Genomic DNA, 17,262 nt, shown 5'->3' on the forward strand with positions numbered 1-17,262 from the left:
TTACGACAAAATCGCTTGGTAGTTAAAGTACGACAAAGTCCCTTGGTGTTAACAGCTCCCACGGGGACGGCCTTGACCTGAAGGGGCATCGGAAGTTATTTTTAGCCGAATCCTCAGACGTATGAGTCAATTGTCTGCGTAACATCAGATATTAATTAGAACAGTGATATAGATTATTGCCAGTCAGCTGTGATGCAACTGACTGGCAAATAGTTGCCGCAGTTTCACGGTCTTGATAAGCAGAAATCACCCCAGAATCCGGGTATTTTTCCCATCGGGCTACTTTTTGCTCTTGCACGGCAAGAGTTTATTTCATCATTGATCTTCTGAAACCGCTATCCAATTTGCTATTGGCATCTTGAGCTAATTGGGCTGCCCGATTAGCTGCATCTTCCGCTGCTTGGGCTCTTGCAGCGGCGTCAGCCGCTGCGGATTGTGCATTTGCCGCATCGGATGATGCTTGAGAAACTTTAGCATTCAAGCCATCAATCTGCGACTGTATATTTTCAACATCGCCACTCGTCGCACAAGCCGTAACCATACTGAAAGCCAAAGTAATCATTGATAATTTTATTATTTTTTTCATAGGATTTTCCTCACTGAAGATTATCGTTAAATATGTTAAACAACTTTCAATTTTTCCTCGTTCAGTGTCTATCTTTACTGATTTATCTCATCAATATTATTTAAAAACAGTAAACCAATGATTTTAACGCTTTTTATTGACAATTATTGGATAGGCTTCATTCCACAAAGTTTCATGCAAATAACTGGATTATGCTTAATTTGAGCTTGCTCAATGAATTTTGGATATTTTGTGAAGAAATATATTCCATACAATATTATTCCTACCACCATTGATCATCAGATAAATATTTAAGGAATAATTCACTGATCAGGGTTATAGATATGGGCTGCCGTTTTAATCGTTTTTTGAGATCAAAAACAAACTCCATCGAATAGTATTTATAGAAAAGCCCTAAACAGTAATATTGGATTTATAAAATTTTGCCTGATTCAATGCTTCAGCGGAGCTTCAGTACGCTCACCCGTTAAGCCTTGTGTTCCGGCTTTATAATCAGTCTTGTTCCGCTGCAACCTATCCCATCCGGCCCGGGCTGGGGATGCTATTCATGATCGGCCCCATGCTCGGGAAAGAATCCTGGCGGGCTCTTCTTCCAGCGGTAGCCGTAGCGGGCCAGGTTGTAGCCGGTATCGAACAAGACCTTCATCACCTGATTGTTGAACTCATCGCTCCGGTTCGTATCCAGTTCATCGGGAATGTGGGCCAGATTGAAATCGAGGCCGTCCCGTTGGGCGACTACGTAAATGCGGTAGATATCACCGACGCCCTGGGCCTTGATCAGCGAAGCAACAGAGCGCGGGGCGATGGAGCGCATGACCGGCTTCACATCAAGCCAAGTGGGCTTGAGCCGGGTATTGCGGATAACGAAGACCCGCGGTATGCGGCGGGGCCGGTCAAATCCGAGCACCTTCCTGCCTGCCGGCAGGTTCAACATAGGACCGTAAAGGAACACCTGATTGGTCACGCCTCCATCGACATGCATTTCGTCATAGCGATCCCCGACGGCTTCAACGGAAATATATATCGGGGGAAAAGCCACCGGCACGGCTGCGGAGGCAATCATGATCTTACGGAACAGTTCGAGCGCATCCTGATGACCCGACGCCGCGATGGCGCTCATGTTCCAGATCACGGGCCGCTGTGCATCCAGGGCGGTAGTGCCGATATAGAGCCGTCTCCCCTTAAGATGCTCAGCGGCGATGTCCTTGAGCATCTTCTCATCGACATAGTCCGTAGTAAGCTTGGCGAGAGGGTCATTCAGCGCGATGGCATCCGTCTGCACCATGCCGAAGAGGGATTTCAGCTTAAAAACTTCCTTGGAGGAAATCGTCGTGTACACCTTTTTCAATTTCTCGTCATAGGCCGGCCCCAAAAATGCGAACGGCGCAGTCAATGCTCCCGTGCTTATGCCGGTGACCAGCTTAAAGCTCGGGCGGTTGCCGGCGGCAGACCAGCCGCACAACATTCCCGCGCCGAAAGCGCCATCCCCGCCGCCGCCCGAAATTGCCAGGATATCGACATATTCGCCCTCCCGAAACAGGCCGCTCCGCTCTTCCTGCCGGAAGGATTCGATCAAGTCCTTCTGGAATACCGGGCTGAATTCATCGCCCCAGGCCCGCACACCCGGCACTCCCGGCACCTGCACCAGCGCCTCGACCTGCTGCGGCGGCGGAGAATGGGGCCGGAGGGCGGCGCAACCGGACAATGCAGTCATAATCAAGCCCCAATACACCGGCAAAGCAATCAATTTGATCATAGCAAAACCTCTTTAGAATCCAGCGCCATCAAGAGCATGTGAATCTTGCTTCAATACCAGGACACGAGTGACTTAAACCAGACACATTGATCTTTACCAATAGCCTGTCAGCCCGATGAACGGTCCGCTCATCGTGACGTTGGTTTCAATGAGGCGTTTTTTCAAATCCAGGCGCAGGGCTCTATAGCCGGCTTCCAGCGAGGCAGATACGCCGAACAGAGTGGTGCGATAGCCGACCATCCCCATCACGGAGCCGGCGAAATCGACGTCGTCCATGCCAAAGCCGCCGCCATTGCCGTCCACCAGCACGAACCATTCCGGGCTGAATTCCACCGTGAACCGCCCGCCGATGAGCGGACTGGAGAGACTCTCGCTGGAAGAGGCGTTGCCTATGCCCCTGAACTCAACCTGATTGTCCAGCCAGATGGTTCGCCCGCCGAGATAGACTTCGAGCATGTTGGACCTCGTCTTTTTTGCCCAGTGACCGACCTGCTCCGCAGCCGGCGCGCCGAACAGCCGGTACATGACCCCGTACTCCATGATGCCCAACTGGCTTGACAAGCCCTTGCTGATCCCCTGGTCGAATCCGGGCTCGAAATCCAGACCCATGTAATTGCCATCCACATACAACCCCAGCCGCTCGTAATGTGCTTCAAGCCTGCCCATAAAAGCCAGCGGGAAGTTCCTTAGCTCTTCGGCAATATCGATAAAACTGGTATCGACCGACTTGCTAAACCGGCCTGCGGAGAAGTCGCCGTCCACGCCGGGCAACCAGCCGTAGAGCGTGAGATTGAAAGCCCAGGGATTTTTGACGGCGCCCTCTTCATTAGCCTCGGCGCCGTGCAAACTGAATGCCGCCGCCAAGCCTGCCACTAGAGCCAAGGCTTTGAAAAATGGAAACAAACCGCCTTTTTTAGTCATATCAAACTCCTGCTGAGATAACTTCCCATATCACTTGATTAAATCCACCCCTGTTCTCTGAATCTCCCCCTCAGCTGATAGGCGATCTCCTTGGCAGTCGCCTGCGCGGCATCTGCCAGCGTTGCCGGACCTTTCCTTTCTCCTTCCAGTCTCGACGCGCCATTGACGATAAGATCGAGAGGGCTCCCCGTCGCGGCGAGGCTTATAAAGCCCATCGGCATGCCCGGCGATTTGCTGCCCACGGGCTCAAGCTGCCCCGTTCCAAATCTGAACAAACCCTGATCCATCTCCAGGTGTCCCTCGACCAATGTCCTCAGGTCGGCAGTCTTGGAGCTTAATCCGATCAGCATATGCTCGCCGAGGCAGTCCTGATCAATAGAGACGAAATAACCTCTGATAACCAGATCTCCTATCTGCGGCGCTGGTTGACTGGCGGCGTATACGGCCGGCAGTCCCATGTCCTGAATCTCGGCAACTAGATTCTGCGCGACTTCAGCACCCAATGTGCGGCCGGTCTCGATCTGCTCCGGCGTTTGCAGCGCCGGATATCCGGCAAATCGGCCAGCGAGAGCGAAGTCGGATGAAACATCGCCCGGCGTCGCGGCAAAGTCATGAACAATGATGCGGTCGGGCCGGTCAATCTTTTCGCCCATGAACGGTTGGCGTGCAGTAATCTGGGTGCCGGATGCGCATCCGACCAGAATAATCAGGGCAAATAAACTTGGCACAGTAAGGTTAAGCCGTCTCATGACAATCCTCCAGTGACAGATTCAATGCAATGAATTGAGAAAGGGCTAGGGACATTGCCCCGGCCCGATCATAGGGTTATAAATTTCAATTTGCTTCTGTAGAGGGTAATTACGTCCTGCACTGGTTATCTAGCGTGGCTCTGGCACGGGCACATAAATGATGCCGCTGTTGCTGTAAGCCTGGGTATACCAAGTGGAGCCGCACTGATAATAAGTCACTCCGGCAACAATTTTGGTAGTAGCCGCGCAAGGCAGGCTCGCATAGCCTGAAGGCGGAGGGGCAGCCTGGACCACTGTCGTGGACGATTCGTCAGTGTTCTCCGATGACTCGCCCGCCGCATAGCCGCCGACAGCACCCAGCGCGGCCGCACCGACCGCCACGGCCGCGACTTCGCCGTCGTCCCAGTCGTCATGGTCATAGTAATAGCCTGATGGCGGATAATAGCCTGAGGGTGGATAGTAACCACGAGGATAAGACTGCGCGGCTTGTTGACGGCTCTGCTGCGCCTGTTGCTGCTGCGCTTGACGGCTCTGCTGCGCTTGCTGTCCGTATTGTTGCCGGCTCTGTTGCGCTTGTTGTCCGTATTCTTGCCGACTTTGCTGCGTCTGTTGTCCGTATTGTTGCCGGCTCTGCTGCAACTGCTGCCTGTCGTATTGCGGATGGCTCTGCTGTAATTGCTGCCGTCTCTGCTGCGCTGAGCCGGCGTAAGCCTGACGGGATGCAGCGCCTGCCCTGCTGCCCTGATAGCTTGAAGCGCGGGAGGCAAAGCTGCCGCTAGCCGCAGCCCCGCTTCGTGAAAAACCGCCCCCTCCAGCCCCGCCGCCACGGGAAAAGCCTCCTCCACCGCCCCGGAAGCCTCCGCCGCCTCCGCGACCACGAGCGGCAGCCTCATCCACGGACCCTATCAGTAAAACGATTGCAGCCATAGCAACTGTAACGCATATTGAAGGTCTGATATTCATTTCTGTCCTCCGGTTTGTTCCGGGGCCGCTCCCCTCTGAAGCGCGACCTGTGGCAGCTGTGCAAGAAAGGAGATCTTCTGTGCTCCCTCAGGCGGAGTGAATGCAAACAGGGAATCCTGGACTTCGGGCGAGAGATTCCAATCGGAAAAATGTGCCCGGAACTGGGGCTGCCCCTCGGCGTTCTTGTAAGTCAATACTATGCGGAGCGGCAGCGGCTGGGCGCCCTCTTTGATCCAGACCTGATAATCTACCGTCTCGGTGCGTCCTGCCAAATGATGCGCAGGCACGCCATAGATTTCAGTCCTCTCTACATAGTCGAGCGACTGGGTCCGGCGCTTGAGTTCGTCCGGAGACCGGCTGACCAGGAGCACGGCCAGCGGCAACCTCATGTTAAGATCCTTGAGAAAATAGGTAACCGCCGCATCGATACCGCCGGGCTTGTAGACTTGCGCGTAGACGTTCCGGGACGGATTGAAGACCGTGATATCCTTGCCGTCGTACAGGACGACGTGCTTATCGCCATCGCTATGCGCCGCTTCAACGCGCAGTTCGTTAGGTCGGCTCACGGTGACCTGCCGCGTTTCGCCGAATTCGATCTTCTGTCCGGATGGCTGAACCGTGTCGTAACTTTCCTGAATGTTCACGCTGTAGCGCGGCGCCTTGGCCAGAAACTCGGCCATACGCATGAGGATAGTGTCCGCGTCCGCCGGCTCTTCTGCGGCTTGTTCTTCCGCCAATGACTTGACTGCCGACCGTTCAGGACGTATCGCCGCCTTTTCTTCCGCGCAGCCCGCCAATGTTGCCAGGAGTGTCACGCACAGTGCGGCGCCTATGCCCGGATATCGTGTCGTCTTCATGAACTGCCTCCTTCAATGACATGTTGAAATTTCGCTAGCTCACTGTCTTCTTACACGGCCTTACGTCCGATCATGGCCTTTATGCCTTATTTTTCTCCTTTTGAACATTGACACCCTACCGCGCCCGTCGTTCCGGTGCGATGGGTTCCAGCTTGACGAGTTGTGCAAAGTCAGGATGGAGCGCCGCAGCATACAAGCCCCTTTCTCGCTCCGGCTCAAGGTTTGCCTTATTCACATGTCGCTTAAACAAATTCCAGGGTTGACCGTCTTAATGCGGACATGACAATAAATAAAAGGGTTGCTCAAATGAAACTATTAGAAAAAATAAAGCACGAGTTCCTGCTCGTCTTGCCGCCAGTGATCTTTTTTTTCTTCGCCTTCCTGCTGCTTGCCATCACCCAGCGTCTGATTCAACGCCAATACGGGATTCCTCTGAGCGGATTTGGCGGAGCGGCAATCGGCGCTCTGCTGGTCGGGAAGGTTGTCCTGATCGTTGACAGCCTGCCCTTTATGAATAAATTTCCCCGTAAACCATTGCTCTATAACATTGCCTGGAAAAGCAGCGTTTATTTTCTCGCCACATTTGTTGTACGTTATATCGAACATATCTTTCCGCTGCTGCGAAAGTATGGGGTGATCATGGACGCACACCGGCACCTGATGGCGGAAGTCATATGGCCCCATTTCTGGATAATCCAGATGTGGCTGGCGGTCGTGTTCTTTCTTTATTGCTCCCTGCGTGAACTGGTGCGCGTGATCGGCCGAGAGGAAATCATCCGTATATTTCTTCTCGGCGGAAAAGCCAGACAAGGCTAACGCCGCGCCACAGTTTGAAAAAATGCCGGAAATGCGCCTCAGTTGTTCAATTATCATTTTCAGGGACCGCATGTTCCTGAGTAATACAGTAGGTATTCGACCTAAGTTTTTTGGCTGGGTTTTTCTTGTATCTTTTGCCGAAGCACTGCTTCGGATTAACCATTTCGGCAATAGGCAACAGGATGGATCTCACGCCATGAACAAATCCTACCGCGAACTTTGCAACATAAAGACCAAGCACACAGCCATAGCAATGCTGATCGCTGCGGCGAGCCTGTCGCTATACGCCAGTGATTCGATCATATGGGGAGCAAGTAAATCCAGGGCCGACTATGACGCCTGGCTCAAAGACAACAAGCCGGCCAGCGTAGAAGAACTTCTGAAAGGTCCCGCTTTTCCGCCGACCGACGAGTCCATGTTCCTGTCCAAAGTCTACCCTTCGAATCGGTCTGTAAATCCCGCCGCGCCCCCTATTCCGCCAATTACGGAGCAACAGTTGCGGATGCAGGTCAGCCAGCTATCCGGGCAAGCCGGGCTGAAAGTCATGGATGACCCTGCAATTCAGGCAAAAACTCAGGATCTTCGGTTGCGGGCGGCCCTGGCAACGACCATAGACAGCACATTAGGAGGAACTGTTGACGCAATCAAAAGCGCTGTCTATTCCAGCGTTGCCTTCGGACATCTGCCAACGGGCGACAGCGTGGCTGCGCATGTCATTGACGATGGAACCGGACACTTCAAAATCATTATCAACGAAAACTGCCAACATGAAGATATTCGTCTGTTGGGCCTATTGCTGGGGCACGAAGTCTTGCATCAGGATGCCCGATTATCTGTTCGGGAGGAATTGATAGCCCATACCTTTGAAATTCTGGCCTATGCCCGGCATGTGATAAAAGATCCCATGCTGGCCAGCCAGGGCACGGCATTGGTCCGCTTTTTAAACACTGTGGCGATGGGGCTCCTGAACAGCCGCCAATCTGATGGTTTGATCCATCTTCTGGAAGGACGGGATGAGGAGATCTGGCCGGGATCGAACAGTTCAGTGGATTATTTGGCCCAGAGATTCGTTGAAGCCGGCCTAGGCCTTGATACGCCAGGCAATGAAGCGCTGCTTTACTCGATGCGCAAATTGACCGGAAATAAAAAATTGGCAAAAGCCAGCTTTGATGACGACACGCTGATTCTGCTGGATAAAAAAATCAACACCTTGTTCAGCCCTAAAGACTGGATCGCTCTGGCTGAGGCGCTCAAGCTGGATACCGGCAGCTGAAATGGCCATTTAATCCGATTGTGTTTCTTGCCTGTGAACGCTTATAGTTTATGTTACTCATCACATCGTTTACCGACAGGAAGCGCACAATGCCAGGAATAGTGAAGCATGCCGCCATCATCGCATGGCTGTTAGGCGTCAGTTTTGTTGTGAACGGAACTCCCGCCTTTGCTGAACAGCCCGCAATCGAGGAGATCTTGAGCGTGCTGGGAATGAATAAGGCTCAAATTAACGAACTTGCACAAAGGCAGCCAATCGTTTATGACTTGAGCGAAGGCCGTTCCGACGAGATCGCTGCCGGCATCGCCTGGTATCTGCCGGTTCCCTTGGACAAGGTGGCCGGACAGTTGCGGACGGATGATCCGGATTTGCTCGACGTCGATGTCACTGCGCACGGGATATTGATGACGCATGGCAAAGCGGATGCCTTGTCACCTGTGGTTTTGCCCAGCGAAGAAATCGAAGCGTTATTGGATGCCGAACCGGGCGACCAATTCAATCTCTCCAGCGATGAAATCGAGAACTTTAGAACGCTCAAACGGATAGTCAATGGCACCCCCGATGAAGCCATCGGGGACGCAATCGGACAACGCTACCGCGCGATGCTTTTCGATCGGTTTGAAGCCTATCGGCGCGATGGGACTTACGCCATAGCGCCTTACGCGCGTGACAACAATCAGAGCGTTAAACCTTCCGTTGAACTGGACCAAGCCGCAAACGCAAGCGTCATTCTGGCGCGCTACGTTCCGGCCTTGCACAAAGCCTGGATAAACTACCCGGCAGCCTTGCCGCCCAGAACGAATGAGGTATTCCAATGGGTCGAAAAAAATGTGCAAAACCGGCCGGCCTTCATTCTCAGGCACCACGTCAATCATAATTGGAACGGCGGGGAATTAGTGCTGACCCGGGAATTCTATGCATCCCATTCATATAATGCTAGCCAGTGGGTAACCGGATGCCTGGCGTATCGCGACGGCACGGTGGTCTTTCAGCAAGTGCGCAGTTACGCCGATCAGTTGTCAGGAGTCGCAACCGATGTCAGGCATTTGATAGGCCGGAAATTGCTGAAAAACAAAATGCTCAAGTCTTTTGAAAGGCTCTGCGGAGTCTTGAGGCATTGCCATTGATGGGCATTGCGGTTGTCAACCTATCCGGCCGGTTGTCCAGGCTGCCAACTCGCCATGGAGATAGTCTCGGCAATCCGCTAGCGCATTAATTTTCCATCCATTTATCGATTTCAATTCAAAAAGCACCGCCAGCGCGACGGTTATTTGAATTCAACGGTAGCCCCTTGTGCCCTTTTGAGGTATTCGACCCGAAACGCTTCCCCGAGACAGTGCATTAACAGGATCGCATCATCTTATTGGAGAATGATCGGAAATCAACTTAAAGCTGAATTTCAGCGTAACTCATTTTTCCTCGGCTCTCGGCCTTCCAGCAAGTCGATTTCTTTAATCAGAAATTCGACCATGCGATCTCGAAAGATACGAACTCTTGCCGTTGTGCGTAGATCGACGTGGCTGAGAACCCAGACGTCATGCCCGGATTCGACATGATCTACAGGCACTCGCACTAGCTCATCCGCCTCATCAGCCAAAGAGCAAGGCAGTAAAGCCAATCCCAGGCCTTCCTTGCACATTTCAAACATCGCCACGCTGGAATTCGTCCGATATGCCCGCTTGAGTTTGGGAAAGTTTTTTTTGATCCAGCAAGGCATGGTGACCCTGTCGCCTATCCAGGTGATGCAGGGCGGCGTTTCCGGCGAAAGGTTTTTCAATAATTCCGGGTGGCCATAGACATGATACGCGAGCCTGCAGATACGTTTGCCCACCACATTCGGCGGCGGCTCGATAATGGCTTGAATCGCAATGTCGGCCTCCCGGCCGGCCAGATTCAAGACTTCTTCGGCAGCGATCAACTCAAAATCGACATCGGGATGGTCCCGTTTGAAATCGCGGATTACCGGCATCACAAAACGCTTGGAGCAAACATCGGAAACCGTGACTTTGATTAACCCTGAAACGTCCTCGGAGTCGCTCTCGATTTTTCGATGGATGGCATTGGCTTTGTGCGCCATCTCTTCGGCAAGCATGACGATCTTTTCCCCAGCAGGCGTAATTACCCAGCCTTTTGCGGTGCGGTCGAACAAAGCTCTACCCAACTGGCTTTCCAGGTGAGCGATTCGACGGCTCACTGTCGATTGATTAACGCCGAGCCGCGAGCCAGCTTCCGTGACGTTTCCTGAGCGGACGACTTCGATGAAGTAACGCAGATCGTCCCAATTTAAATCATGCATATTTGCAAGAACCTTATGCTAAATTCAATATTAGCTATGCATTTTAATCATTAACCACATGCGCTACAATGTTTTATGGATTGGAAGAAACCGGGAAATGCCACCGCATTCCGCACTGCTTTCAACCACTTGTTGCGCCTGAAGGCCGCGTTTGTGTTCAGATTTAATCGAGGAAAATTACTATGGCGGGCTATGTTGATGATGTCGTTATTCCGTATGATCGTGATCTTGGACCGGTACTATTCGAGCATTATGGCGCCGATACCGCAAGACGCGTCGCCGAACAATCGCCGATGGATGTGCTGGAAATTGCCGCCGGCACCGGCATCGTGACCCGGCATCTGCGTAATCTACTTTCCAAAGAGGCCCGCCTGACCGCGATCGACATCAGCGATTCCATGATGGATATGGCTCGCTCAAAGTTTCTTCCCGACGAACAAGTCATTTTCCAGAACGCCGACGCTACCGCGCTGCCGTTCGGTGACGAGGCTTTCGATGCCGTAGTCTGCCAATTCGGGATTATGTTTTTTGACCGGGAAAAGGGCTTTCGCGAGGTTTACCGTACCTTGAAGCCCAACGGCCGCTACCTGTTCCGCGTCTGGGACTCCGAACGCTACAATCCCTTCGCCAGCTTGAGCTTCGAAGTCCTCAAGCAATACTTTCCGTCGGACACCCCCCGGTTTCTATTCGACCCGGTGTCCTGCCACCAAATCGATCCGCTCAAGGAACAGTTGATCCACATCGGCTTTGATCCTGTAGTCATTTCCGTTCAACGCCACGAATACGATATTCTCGATGTGACGGCTTTCGCGCGGGCCCTGGTATACACGCCGGTGATCTTTGAAATCAGGGACCGTGGCGGCGTCGACCCTGAGGAGATTGTGAAGGAGATGGCTGACGCCTTTAAAAAAGAGTTCGGCTCAAGCCCGATGCGTTATCCGATGCAGGCGATACTGTTTGAGACAGAAAAGCGCAAGGCCTGAATATATCGATGTTAGCCGATCGAAAAAACATTCTGATTCGATTGATCCAACCCTAATAACTACGTGCAGTGTATGAAAACAAAATCTCTTATCCCTAATTACTGTTTAGGGGCGTTGACACTCCTTTTGGCCCAGAACGTATCGTATGCGATGCCGGGCATGGATATGCCGGCCAATGAAAACGCGAAAGCGCCGTCTCTAGCGAAAAGCCTGGGTGAGCCGATAAACTCATCGGCCTCGGAATTTGAGCTGACCTATAGCGCCGACGGCAAAACGGTCATTTTCGTTTCAACCCGACCAGGCGTCATCGAGTCAAAAGGGAATCCCTACAGTTTCGACATCTGGATGTCGCACAATGTAAATGGCGTCTGGCAAACCCCCATTCATCTGGGGCCCGGCATTGACCCAACGGTGGGGCCGAACATCAATACAGCTGCCTGGGAGCTTGAGCCGAGCCTATCGGATGATGGTAACGCCATTTATTTCACGCGCTACGAACCGGGCAATCTGTCTACCGGCGAACTTTACGTGACGCAGAAAGTTGACGGTGTCTGGCAGCCGGCCCGAAACTGGAACGACGTGCCGGAACTGCCGCACCTCAATACGCCGACTGGCGAAGAACATTGTCCGATCATCGCTTCGGACAGCCTGATTTACTTCAGCTACCAGCAACCGGGCGTCACCCAGGACAGCGACATCTGGAAAGTCGAAAAGAAAAATGGCGTTTGGCAGAAACCTCAAAGCCTAGGGCCCAGAATCAACTCCCCTTACCGGGATCATCTGCACTGGACAGGACTGTCGAAGGATGGCAAGAGCATCATCATTACCAGCATGCGCCCGGATCACGGCTCGCGGGGCGGACATGATGAATGGATTTCCTATCAGAATCCCAAGGGCGAGTGGCAGGAGCCTTTGAACCTGGGCGACACCATCAATACGGCTGGCGAAGACATGTGCTGGTCCTTCACGCCCGATGGCAAGAAATTTTTCGGCGGCTGGGGGCCTCAGGGCTCTTATGATATGGATGTCATGTGGGTCAACAAAGACGATGTGCCTTTACTCAAGAATTTCGACCCTATCGGGCCGCCGCCCAACCTGCTTGCCAAAAATAAGGCAAAAATCGACAGCTCCAATTAGTTGCACCGTTCAGCTACAAGGGCCCGCTTAATTTTTTGCCTATCGATAAATTCTTTGGCAACTGAACGTTCCGGCCTGAAACAGGCCGGAACGTGTGACTGTCTTGCTTTAATTGCCGAGATTCAATCAGGGCAATGCGATGGCAGTAAAGGGTCTATTTTTGCCTATCGACTGACTGATGCAGTTCGGCCAGAAGCGGACTGTAAGCTCAGTTTTTTACAATTGCATGCCTGATAAAAATACAGCGCAGTTTGGCGTTGGATTTACCATTGATATAACCGCTCAAGCTCTGGGTTACCAGCTATGGTACGTATGGAAAAGCCCAGTTAAAAAATGAATTTAATGCAACAGAGCCTAATAGGTATTTAGTCGAATTGTATCTCAGTTGAAATGTTGTATTTTTAAACCATAAGCAAGGTTAGATTAGTGACTTCTATCCAACTTTTGAGGTTCAAATGGGCCAAATTCTAGGATATGTTCTTCTGTTAATTGTTGCCTTTTATCTACTAACCTATATCGTAGATCCTGTTTTAATTGTATTGATAATTATCGCATTCGTTGTAGCTTGGTTCTTTCTATATACGAAAGCGAAGCAGAAGTAAAAAGTATGAATGGGTTAGTTTTGGTAATTGTGGCTGACTCTAATGTGCCAGAAGCAGACGATATAAGTCTTTGGGCTAAATGGCTGATCCTCGGCTAAGAGCAGACGCTACTTAACTTACAAGCCAAGAAAGAATGTTCTTAATACTCGAAGCTGCCAGTTTTAGATCTTTCCTTTTCCTGTTCCCATTGTTCTTCGGTGGCTATTTCTTTTGAAAAACGGGTTTTAGTATCTTCAATCTGAGCTGCGAGTTCCAAATCGTCGGTTGGGTTAAGTTGATCGAGAAGCTGTAACCGCTGACGCATAATAGCCGCACGCGAACCTGACCAAATACTGGGAGTGAAACGGCTTAGAAAAATTTCGAGAACTTTCTTCTTGTCGGGCGCCAACGCCAAAATCCCTTGTGCCGTGTGGGAAATGCCGAGGACATTTTCTTCCTTAAGCCCATCTTGGTTCGCCCTTTTGAACAATGTACACGTCTGAGCAGCAAATATGCATCGGTCGTCAGGTGAATTCTTGCACCAATCAATTAACGTTGCCTCTGGTATTACACCTAATGCTGTTTCTCCATTCCTGTCTAGCCGAATGGTAAGCATGCGTATCAGAGCAGTGTGCGTCTCCTTGTCGTAAACAGCTTCTAGTGCTTCCGAAGGACAATTCTTGAAAAATGGCAAAAAGATATCGCCTAGACGCCGTGGGTAGATTTTTTTACCGGCCTGTTCTTGTTGAATCAAACGTGTGAGAGCCTTAGTAGCTGCTTCGTGTTGATCACTTCCTGATAGAGCAAATTCAATGATCTGCTCAAGGTGATTAACGAAATTCCCGTTTGTGAGATCAATAGATGCCCAGTCAAGTTCGCTAACAAATCTTATGCAATAAATTCTTAGCTCACCTCGATATTCATCACTCTTCTTGTCCGTGCAATGGATCACCATATAAAGGACGTCAATTGCAACTGTTAGACCGCCGCCAGGTTTTGCTGCAAGCATGTCCAGAAGAGTGGAAATTTGCTCAACAGATAAAGGATCTGTTCTACGTCCATAGCCTAGACGATTATATTTCCAGCAAGGTGCTTGCCCAAACTTTAGGGATTTGATTAGCCTGCGAAAGCCAATCTCGTCAAGTTCAAACGAGAGTTGAAGGACTGGAAAATGTGACCCCCAAACTTCGTCTTCTACGGCTTTTTCAAGAAAGGCCGAAGCTTCCTCGGGCTTAGTCTTATTCCAGCCTTTTATTAGTCCATTGGCAAATTGGAGATCGACAGTACTACTTTCCGGCGCTTGTATGATCAGTTCTCTAATTCGATCAAGAAGAACTTGAACAGATGCAAATACTTGTCCGACGCCAATCCCAAAAAAAAATGGCTTATCTGTGCGGCTGCTGTTAAAAATATATGGGCCTAGGTCAGCCAAAGTCTTCTCATCAAGCGCAGCTGCTTTCCCCAGCATTTCTGCCTCCTGTTGTGACTTGTAATACCAATCAACTGTTGATCCTGAGTTCGACTCCTCTAAGCTATCTTCATCTTCTAAATCCGCTCCGAATATCCCGCGAGATAAGACTTTTGCTTGAATCTTAGTCAAGAGGTCACGGGGCGCTAATTCCTTTTCAAGCACCTTCAGTTGCTCTAAGGATAACCCTTTAAGCCGGTCTTTGTCCCAATGTAGCGTATTGCGAATACCGATCCAGCCATCAGGCCATCCATCAATTGCTGTAAGATCTCGCGCTGCATTAGTTAATGCTTCATATATATCGACATTTGTCCATAGGCCTCTAAAATTTGCGCCTAAGAGACTCCGCGCATCTGAACTGAACGCTGTTGATAGTTTTCCCAATTCAACCGCGATGCTAATAAACACTCCATACCATTGTTGAATCTCTTCTCGCGTTTTGGGGTACCATCCATAATCCCGCTTAAGTGCTCCAAAATCGAAGTCGTAGAAGGAGGAAAAATGGTAGGTTTTTAGACTCGCTTGTAATAAAGTCAGTGCCAGTTTTTGCTTTGATTTTTCTTCTGAAAAGGCTAGTGCTTTAACGAAGGCAGTACGCTGTTCTGGCGAAGCAAGAGTACCGGAAAGATGAGAATAAAACAGTGACTGAAGGACGTCACGGATAGAGTCAGACTTATAATCTTCGGGTTCCTCTAACGCGAACTTCAACAGAGCCGATACTGCGTCGTCAAATAAGTCTGGCTCGTAAGCTAGAGAACGGAGTAAGTGAGCAAAACGTGCACGGCTTGGGTTGAAAACTGAAATGAATTCTTTCTTTTCAACGGCCCGCAGTAATACATCCAACGCTGCACGTTGATTGACTGGTGCAACATTCTCGAGCATTTGGCACCTAAACTCATTTAATTGGGAAATATCGCCAAGAAGTCCTCCCGGTTTTAACCAATCACCAACTATTTGTTGAGCATGCTTCGATTCATGTAAGTAGCCTAGTCTTCTTGAGAAAGAGCGAGCAACTCGTTCAGAAGCTTCAGCCACTAGTTTTTGGACCAGCATACTTGGAGGGCTGGCTTGAATAGCTTTTAGCGCGAGTCGGTTTGATATGGCATGTGGGAGCACAGCTCTCCACTTGCCTCGCTTTTGGACTAACCCACGCTCCTCAAGATCTGAAACATTTCTATAAAACGTTGCGATTTTAACTTCAGCTATAGAAGAAAGCAGGGCCAGTTCTGACTTTTCGCCTATGTCCTCCACATCGAATGAATACAGAAGACTTGCCACCTCAGCACATTTTTGTAATTCGACGCTTGTTGAATGCTTTTGAACAAATAGGCGTTGAAAAAGAGCATCGTCTGTAAGACGTGCAAGTTCGCCTTTCATTTGAGAGGTCGAAGCTAGTGCAAATGCAACTCGTGCATTGCCATCCGAAAACTCAACAATTTTGGCGATATCAAGGTCTGAAAGGGTTTGATACCGGCGCTTGAGAAGCTTCGCTATAACTTCGTCAGATGACCCTTCTAGGCGATAACAAGCTGTATCCTGAGGTAAGTCATCCCTGATGTCATATTCGACAGTCACAAGCCGAATTTTGCTATCAGGACGCTTTACGATTTCTGTGAGCTTTTGATGGACATCCTGCCCACAGTTATCAATAACAACAACGCTATCTGATTTCTCAAGAAGGAGAGCTTCAAGCATCGCAATTGGTTGAGGTGTAGGGTTATCGGAAAGGTCTGTGTACAGCACGTTCTCTTGGTTAAGTGCAGCGTTCGAAGTGACAATTCGGTTATCAAATAGCGCCTGAACAAGACGTGTCTTGCCAACCCCGGACAGGCCAACTATGCGTACCGATGCATCGGCCTTGCTAAGTTCTCCACGCAGTCGGTTGATTGCAGCCGTGACCTCAATGCCTTCATCTGCATTGGGAATGAAGATTTTGACCTTGTCGTCCAGTAAATATTCATCCTCAACCGACTTTTCACGGTATGCCCATGGGCTATATGGCCTCCATCCATCTAGTGGAATGCCCAAAAGGTTCCTTAACCAGACCACGACTCCTGGAAAATTTCCGGTCCAGTCGGCAATTTTTCGGCTGTCGTAAAAATCGAGATGGACCTTGCCCGCCAATCCTCGCTCTTCCAAACAAACAAACATGGCTTTTTTTCGAGCTCTCAGCGAGCTGTCAGACAGAGCATCTCTTGTGGAGACGATGATATATGCACCTGATTGTTCGCTGAGTTCAACTATGGCCGGTCTCAAGACGCCTTTGGGCGCCATTTCTCCTGGAATTTTTTTAGATCCATACTTCTCAGCTTTGACCTGGAAAGCTGTCGCATCTTTAGGAATATACCCGCTAATCCCAAAAGCGGGAGCGATATCGACGCGGACATCGACGCCACCATCCTTCGCTCGTTGATCCCCTCCCCATGTAACCGGATCGGTTCCTAAACCCTTTGTGCGAAGTTCTTCTTTGCACAGATGGGCAACCAGTTCACGTGCTTGTTCATCATTCAGTGCCTGAATTTGAGATGATGTGATTTGAAAGATAGGATGCATTTTTTAAATAGATTATCAAACTGATTGCGAATGGAAGCATATTGACTCTAATGGAATATACCGTTCAAACAAAAAAGCACAATGATTAGGCGTATATTAATCCAAATATTGCACTTGTTCTCAATGACAGCATTATGATACAGAGCAGACCATTAAATTGTCATCTTGATAGTCGGTTTTGGGTCGTTTTTCACTATTCAATTTTCTAATTTAATCAAGGACTAACTTTGCAAGTTATCTAATCAAGTCCAAACTTTTGCAAATTCTCTTGTTAACACCAAGGGACTTTGTCGTACTTTAACTACCAAGCGATTTTGTCGTAA

The 17,262-nt window shown here is 50.2% G+C and carries 13 protein-coding genes; 4 read left to right on the forward strand and 9 right to left on the reverse strand.

Annotated features, from left to right (window positions below; all coding sequences use genetic code 11):
* Positions 1 to 307 precede the first annotated feature (307 nt).
* The 7 genes from IT781_RS19440 to IT781_RS19470 all read right to left on the reverse strand — a co-directional run bounded on the left by IT781_RS19440 (position 308) and on the right by IT781_RS19470 (position 6,705).
* On the reverse strand, positions 308 to 586 hold the full coding sequence (locus tag IT781_RS19440; protein ID WP_194971840.1) for an Lpp/OprI family alanine-zipper lipoprotein: 279 nt from the start codon (positions 584 to 586) through the stop codon (positions 308 to 310).
* Between the two features lie 541 nt (positions 587 to 1,127).
* Entirely contained in the window at positions 1,128 to 2,342 is a 1,215-nt protein-coding gene (locus IT781_RS19445; RefSeq protein ID WP_228779287.1) for a patatin-like phospholipase family protein, read from the reverse strand.
* Between the two features lie 93 nt (positions 2,343 to 2,435).
* The gene (locus IT781_RS19450) at positions 2,436 to 3,263 is read right to left on the reverse strand and encodes a hypothetical protein (protein WP_194971841.1); all 828 of its coding nucleotides are present in this window, start codon (positions 3,261 to 3,263) and stop codon (positions 2,436 to 2,438) included.
* A 38-nt stretch (positions 3,264 to 3,301) separates the two neighbouring features.
* Positions 3,302 to 4,012, reverse strand: a complete 711-nt coding sequence (locus tag IT781_RS19455) for a DUF4410 domain-containing protein (protein ID WP_194971842.1) — start codon at positions 4,010 to 4,012, stop codon at positions 3,302 to 3,304.
* Positions 4,013 to 4,141: 129 nt separating this feature from the next.
* Positions 4,142 to 4,939 carry a hypothetical protein gene (locus tag IT781_RS19460; RefSeq protein ID WP_194971843.1) on the reverse strand — a complete coding sequence of 266 codons (798 nt, stop codon included), beginning with the start codon at positions 4,937 to 4,939 and terminating at the stop codon, positions 4,142 to 4,144.
* A 32-nt stretch (positions 4,940 to 4,971) separates the two neighbouring features.
* Entirely contained in the window at positions 4,972 to 5,832 is an 861-nt protein-coding gene (locus IT781_RS19465) for a DUF2092 domain-containing protein (RefSeq protein ID WP_194971844.1), read from the reverse strand.
* Between the two features lie 315 nt (positions 5,833 to 6,147).
* Positions 6,148 to 6,705 (reverse strand): hypothetical protein, encoded by a 558-nt coding sequence (locus IT781_RS19470; protein WP_194971845.1) that lies wholly within the window; start codon positions 6,703 to 6,705, stop codon positions 6,148 to 6,150.
* A gap of 139 nt (positions 6,706 to 6,844) precedes the next feature.
* Here IT781_RS19470 and IT781_RS19475 point away from each other — a divergent pair, with 139 nt between their 5' ends.
* Positions 6,845 to 7,921 carry a hypothetical protein gene (locus IT781_RS19475; protein WP_194971846.1) on the forward strand — a complete coding sequence of 359 codons (1,077 nt, stop codon included), beginning with the start codon at positions 6,845 to 6,847 and terminating at the stop codon, positions 7,919 to 7,921.
* A gap of 89 nt (positions 7,922 to 8,010) precedes the next feature.
* The gene (locus tag IT781_RS19480) at positions 8,011 to 9,048 is read left to right on the forward strand and encodes a hypothetical protein (protein WP_194971847.1); all 1,038 of its coding nucleotides are present in this window, start codon (positions 8,011 to 8,013) and stop codon (positions 9,046 to 9,048) included.
* A 272-nt stretch (positions 9,049 to 9,320) separates the two neighbouring features.
* Here IT781_RS19480 and IT781_RS19485 read toward each other — a convergent pair whose 3' ends face one another.
* Positions 9,321 to 10,217 (reverse strand): LysR family transcriptional regulator, encoded by an 897-nt coding sequence (locus IT781_RS19485; protein WP_194971848.1) that lies wholly within the window; start codon positions 10,215 to 10,217, stop codon positions 9,321 to 9,323.
* A 182-nt stretch (positions 10,218 to 10,399) separates the two neighbouring features.
* Between IT781_RS19485 and IT781_RS19490 the strand changes: the two genes are divergently transcribed.
* Together IT781_RS19490 and IT781_RS19495 are read left to right on the forward strand one after the other, a co-directional pair.
* A complete protein-coding gene (locus tag IT781_RS19490; RefSeq protein WP_194971849.1) occupies positions 10,400 to 11,200 on the forward strand; it encodes a class I SAM-dependent methyltransferase in 801 nt (266 codons plus the stop codon).
* A gap of 72 nt (positions 11,201 to 11,272) precedes the next feature.
* Positions 11,273 to 12,337: a PD40 domain-containing protein gene (locus IT781_RS19495; RefSeq protein WP_194971850.1), complete on the forward strand. Its 1,065-nt coding sequence runs from the start codon at positions 11,273 to 11,275 to the stop codon at positions 12,335 to 12,337.
* 741 nt (positions 12,338 to 13,078) lie between these two features.
* On the opposite strand, the gene IT781_RS19500 is transcribed toward IT781_RS19495, so the two are convergent.
* Positions 13,079 to 16,939 (reverse strand): hypothetical protein, encoded by a 3,861-nt coding sequence (locus IT781_RS19500; RefSeq protein ID WP_194971851.1) that lies wholly within the window; start codon positions 16,937 to 16,939, stop codon positions 13,079 to 13,081.
* Positions 16,940 to 17,262 lie beyond the last annotated feature (323 nt).

The sequence above is a fragment of the Methylobacter sp. BlB1 genome (assembly GCF_015476545.1).
GTDB lineage: Bacteria > Pseudomonadota > Gammaproteobacteria > Methylococcales > Methylomonadaceae > Methylobacter.

What these genes read in the sequence shown, in the direction of transcription:
- IT781_RS19440 (WP_194971840.1), bottom strand. Translation starts at nt 586, where the DNA reads ATGAAAAAAATAATAAAATTATCAATGATTACTTTGGCTTTCAGTATG.
- IT781_RS19445 (WP_228779287.1), bottom strand. Translation starts at nt 2,342, where the DNA reads ATGATCAAATTGATTGCTTTGCCGGTGTATTGGGGCTTGATTATGACT.
- IT781_RS19450 (WP_194971841.1), bottom strand. Translation starts at nt 3,263, where the DNA reads ATGACTAAAAAAGGCGGTTTGTTTCCATTTTTCAAAGCCTTGGCTCTA.
- IT781_RS19455 (WP_194971842.1), bottom strand. Translation starts at nt 4,012, where the DNA reads ATGAGACGGCTTAACCTTACTGTGCCAAGTTTATTTGCCCTGATTATT.
- IT781_RS19460 (WP_194971843.1), bottom strand. Translation starts at nt 4,939, where the DNA reads ATGGCTGCAATCGTTTTACTGATAGGGTCCGTGGATGAGGCTGCCGCT.
- IT781_RS19465 (WP_194971844.1), bottom strand. Translation starts at nt 5,832, where the DNA reads ATGAAGACGACACGATATCCGGGCATAGGCGCCGCACTGTGCGTGACA.
- IT781_RS19470 (WP_194971845.1), bottom strand. Translation starts at nt 6,705, where the DNA reads ATGATAATTGAACAACTGAGGCGCATTTCCGGCATTTTTTCAAACTGT.
- IT781_RS19475 (WP_194971846.1), top strand. Translation starts at nt 6,845, where the DNA reads ATGAACAAATCCTACCGCGAACTTTGCAACATAAAGACCAAGCACACA.
- IT781_RS19480 (WP_194971847.1), top strand. Translation starts at nt 8,011, where the DNA reads ATGCCAGGAATAGTGAAGCATGCCGCCATCATCGCATGGCTGTTAGGC.
- IT781_RS19485 (WP_194971848.1), bottom strand. Translation starts at nt 10,217, where the DNA reads ATGCATGATTTAAATTGGGACGATCTGCGTTACTTCATCGAAGTCGTC.
- IT781_RS19490 (WP_194971849.1), top strand. Translation starts at nt 10,400, where the DNA reads ATGGCGGGCTATGTTGATGATGTCGTTATTCCGTATGATCGTGATCTT.
- IT781_RS19495 (WP_194971850.1), top strand. Translation starts at nt 11,273, where the DNA reads ATGAAAACAAAATCTCTTATCCCTAATTACTGTTTAGGGGCGTTGACA.
- IT781_RS19500 (WP_194971851.1), bottom strand. Translation starts at nt 16,939, where the DNA reads ATGCATCCTATCTTTCAAATCACATCATCTCAAATTCAGGCACTGAAT.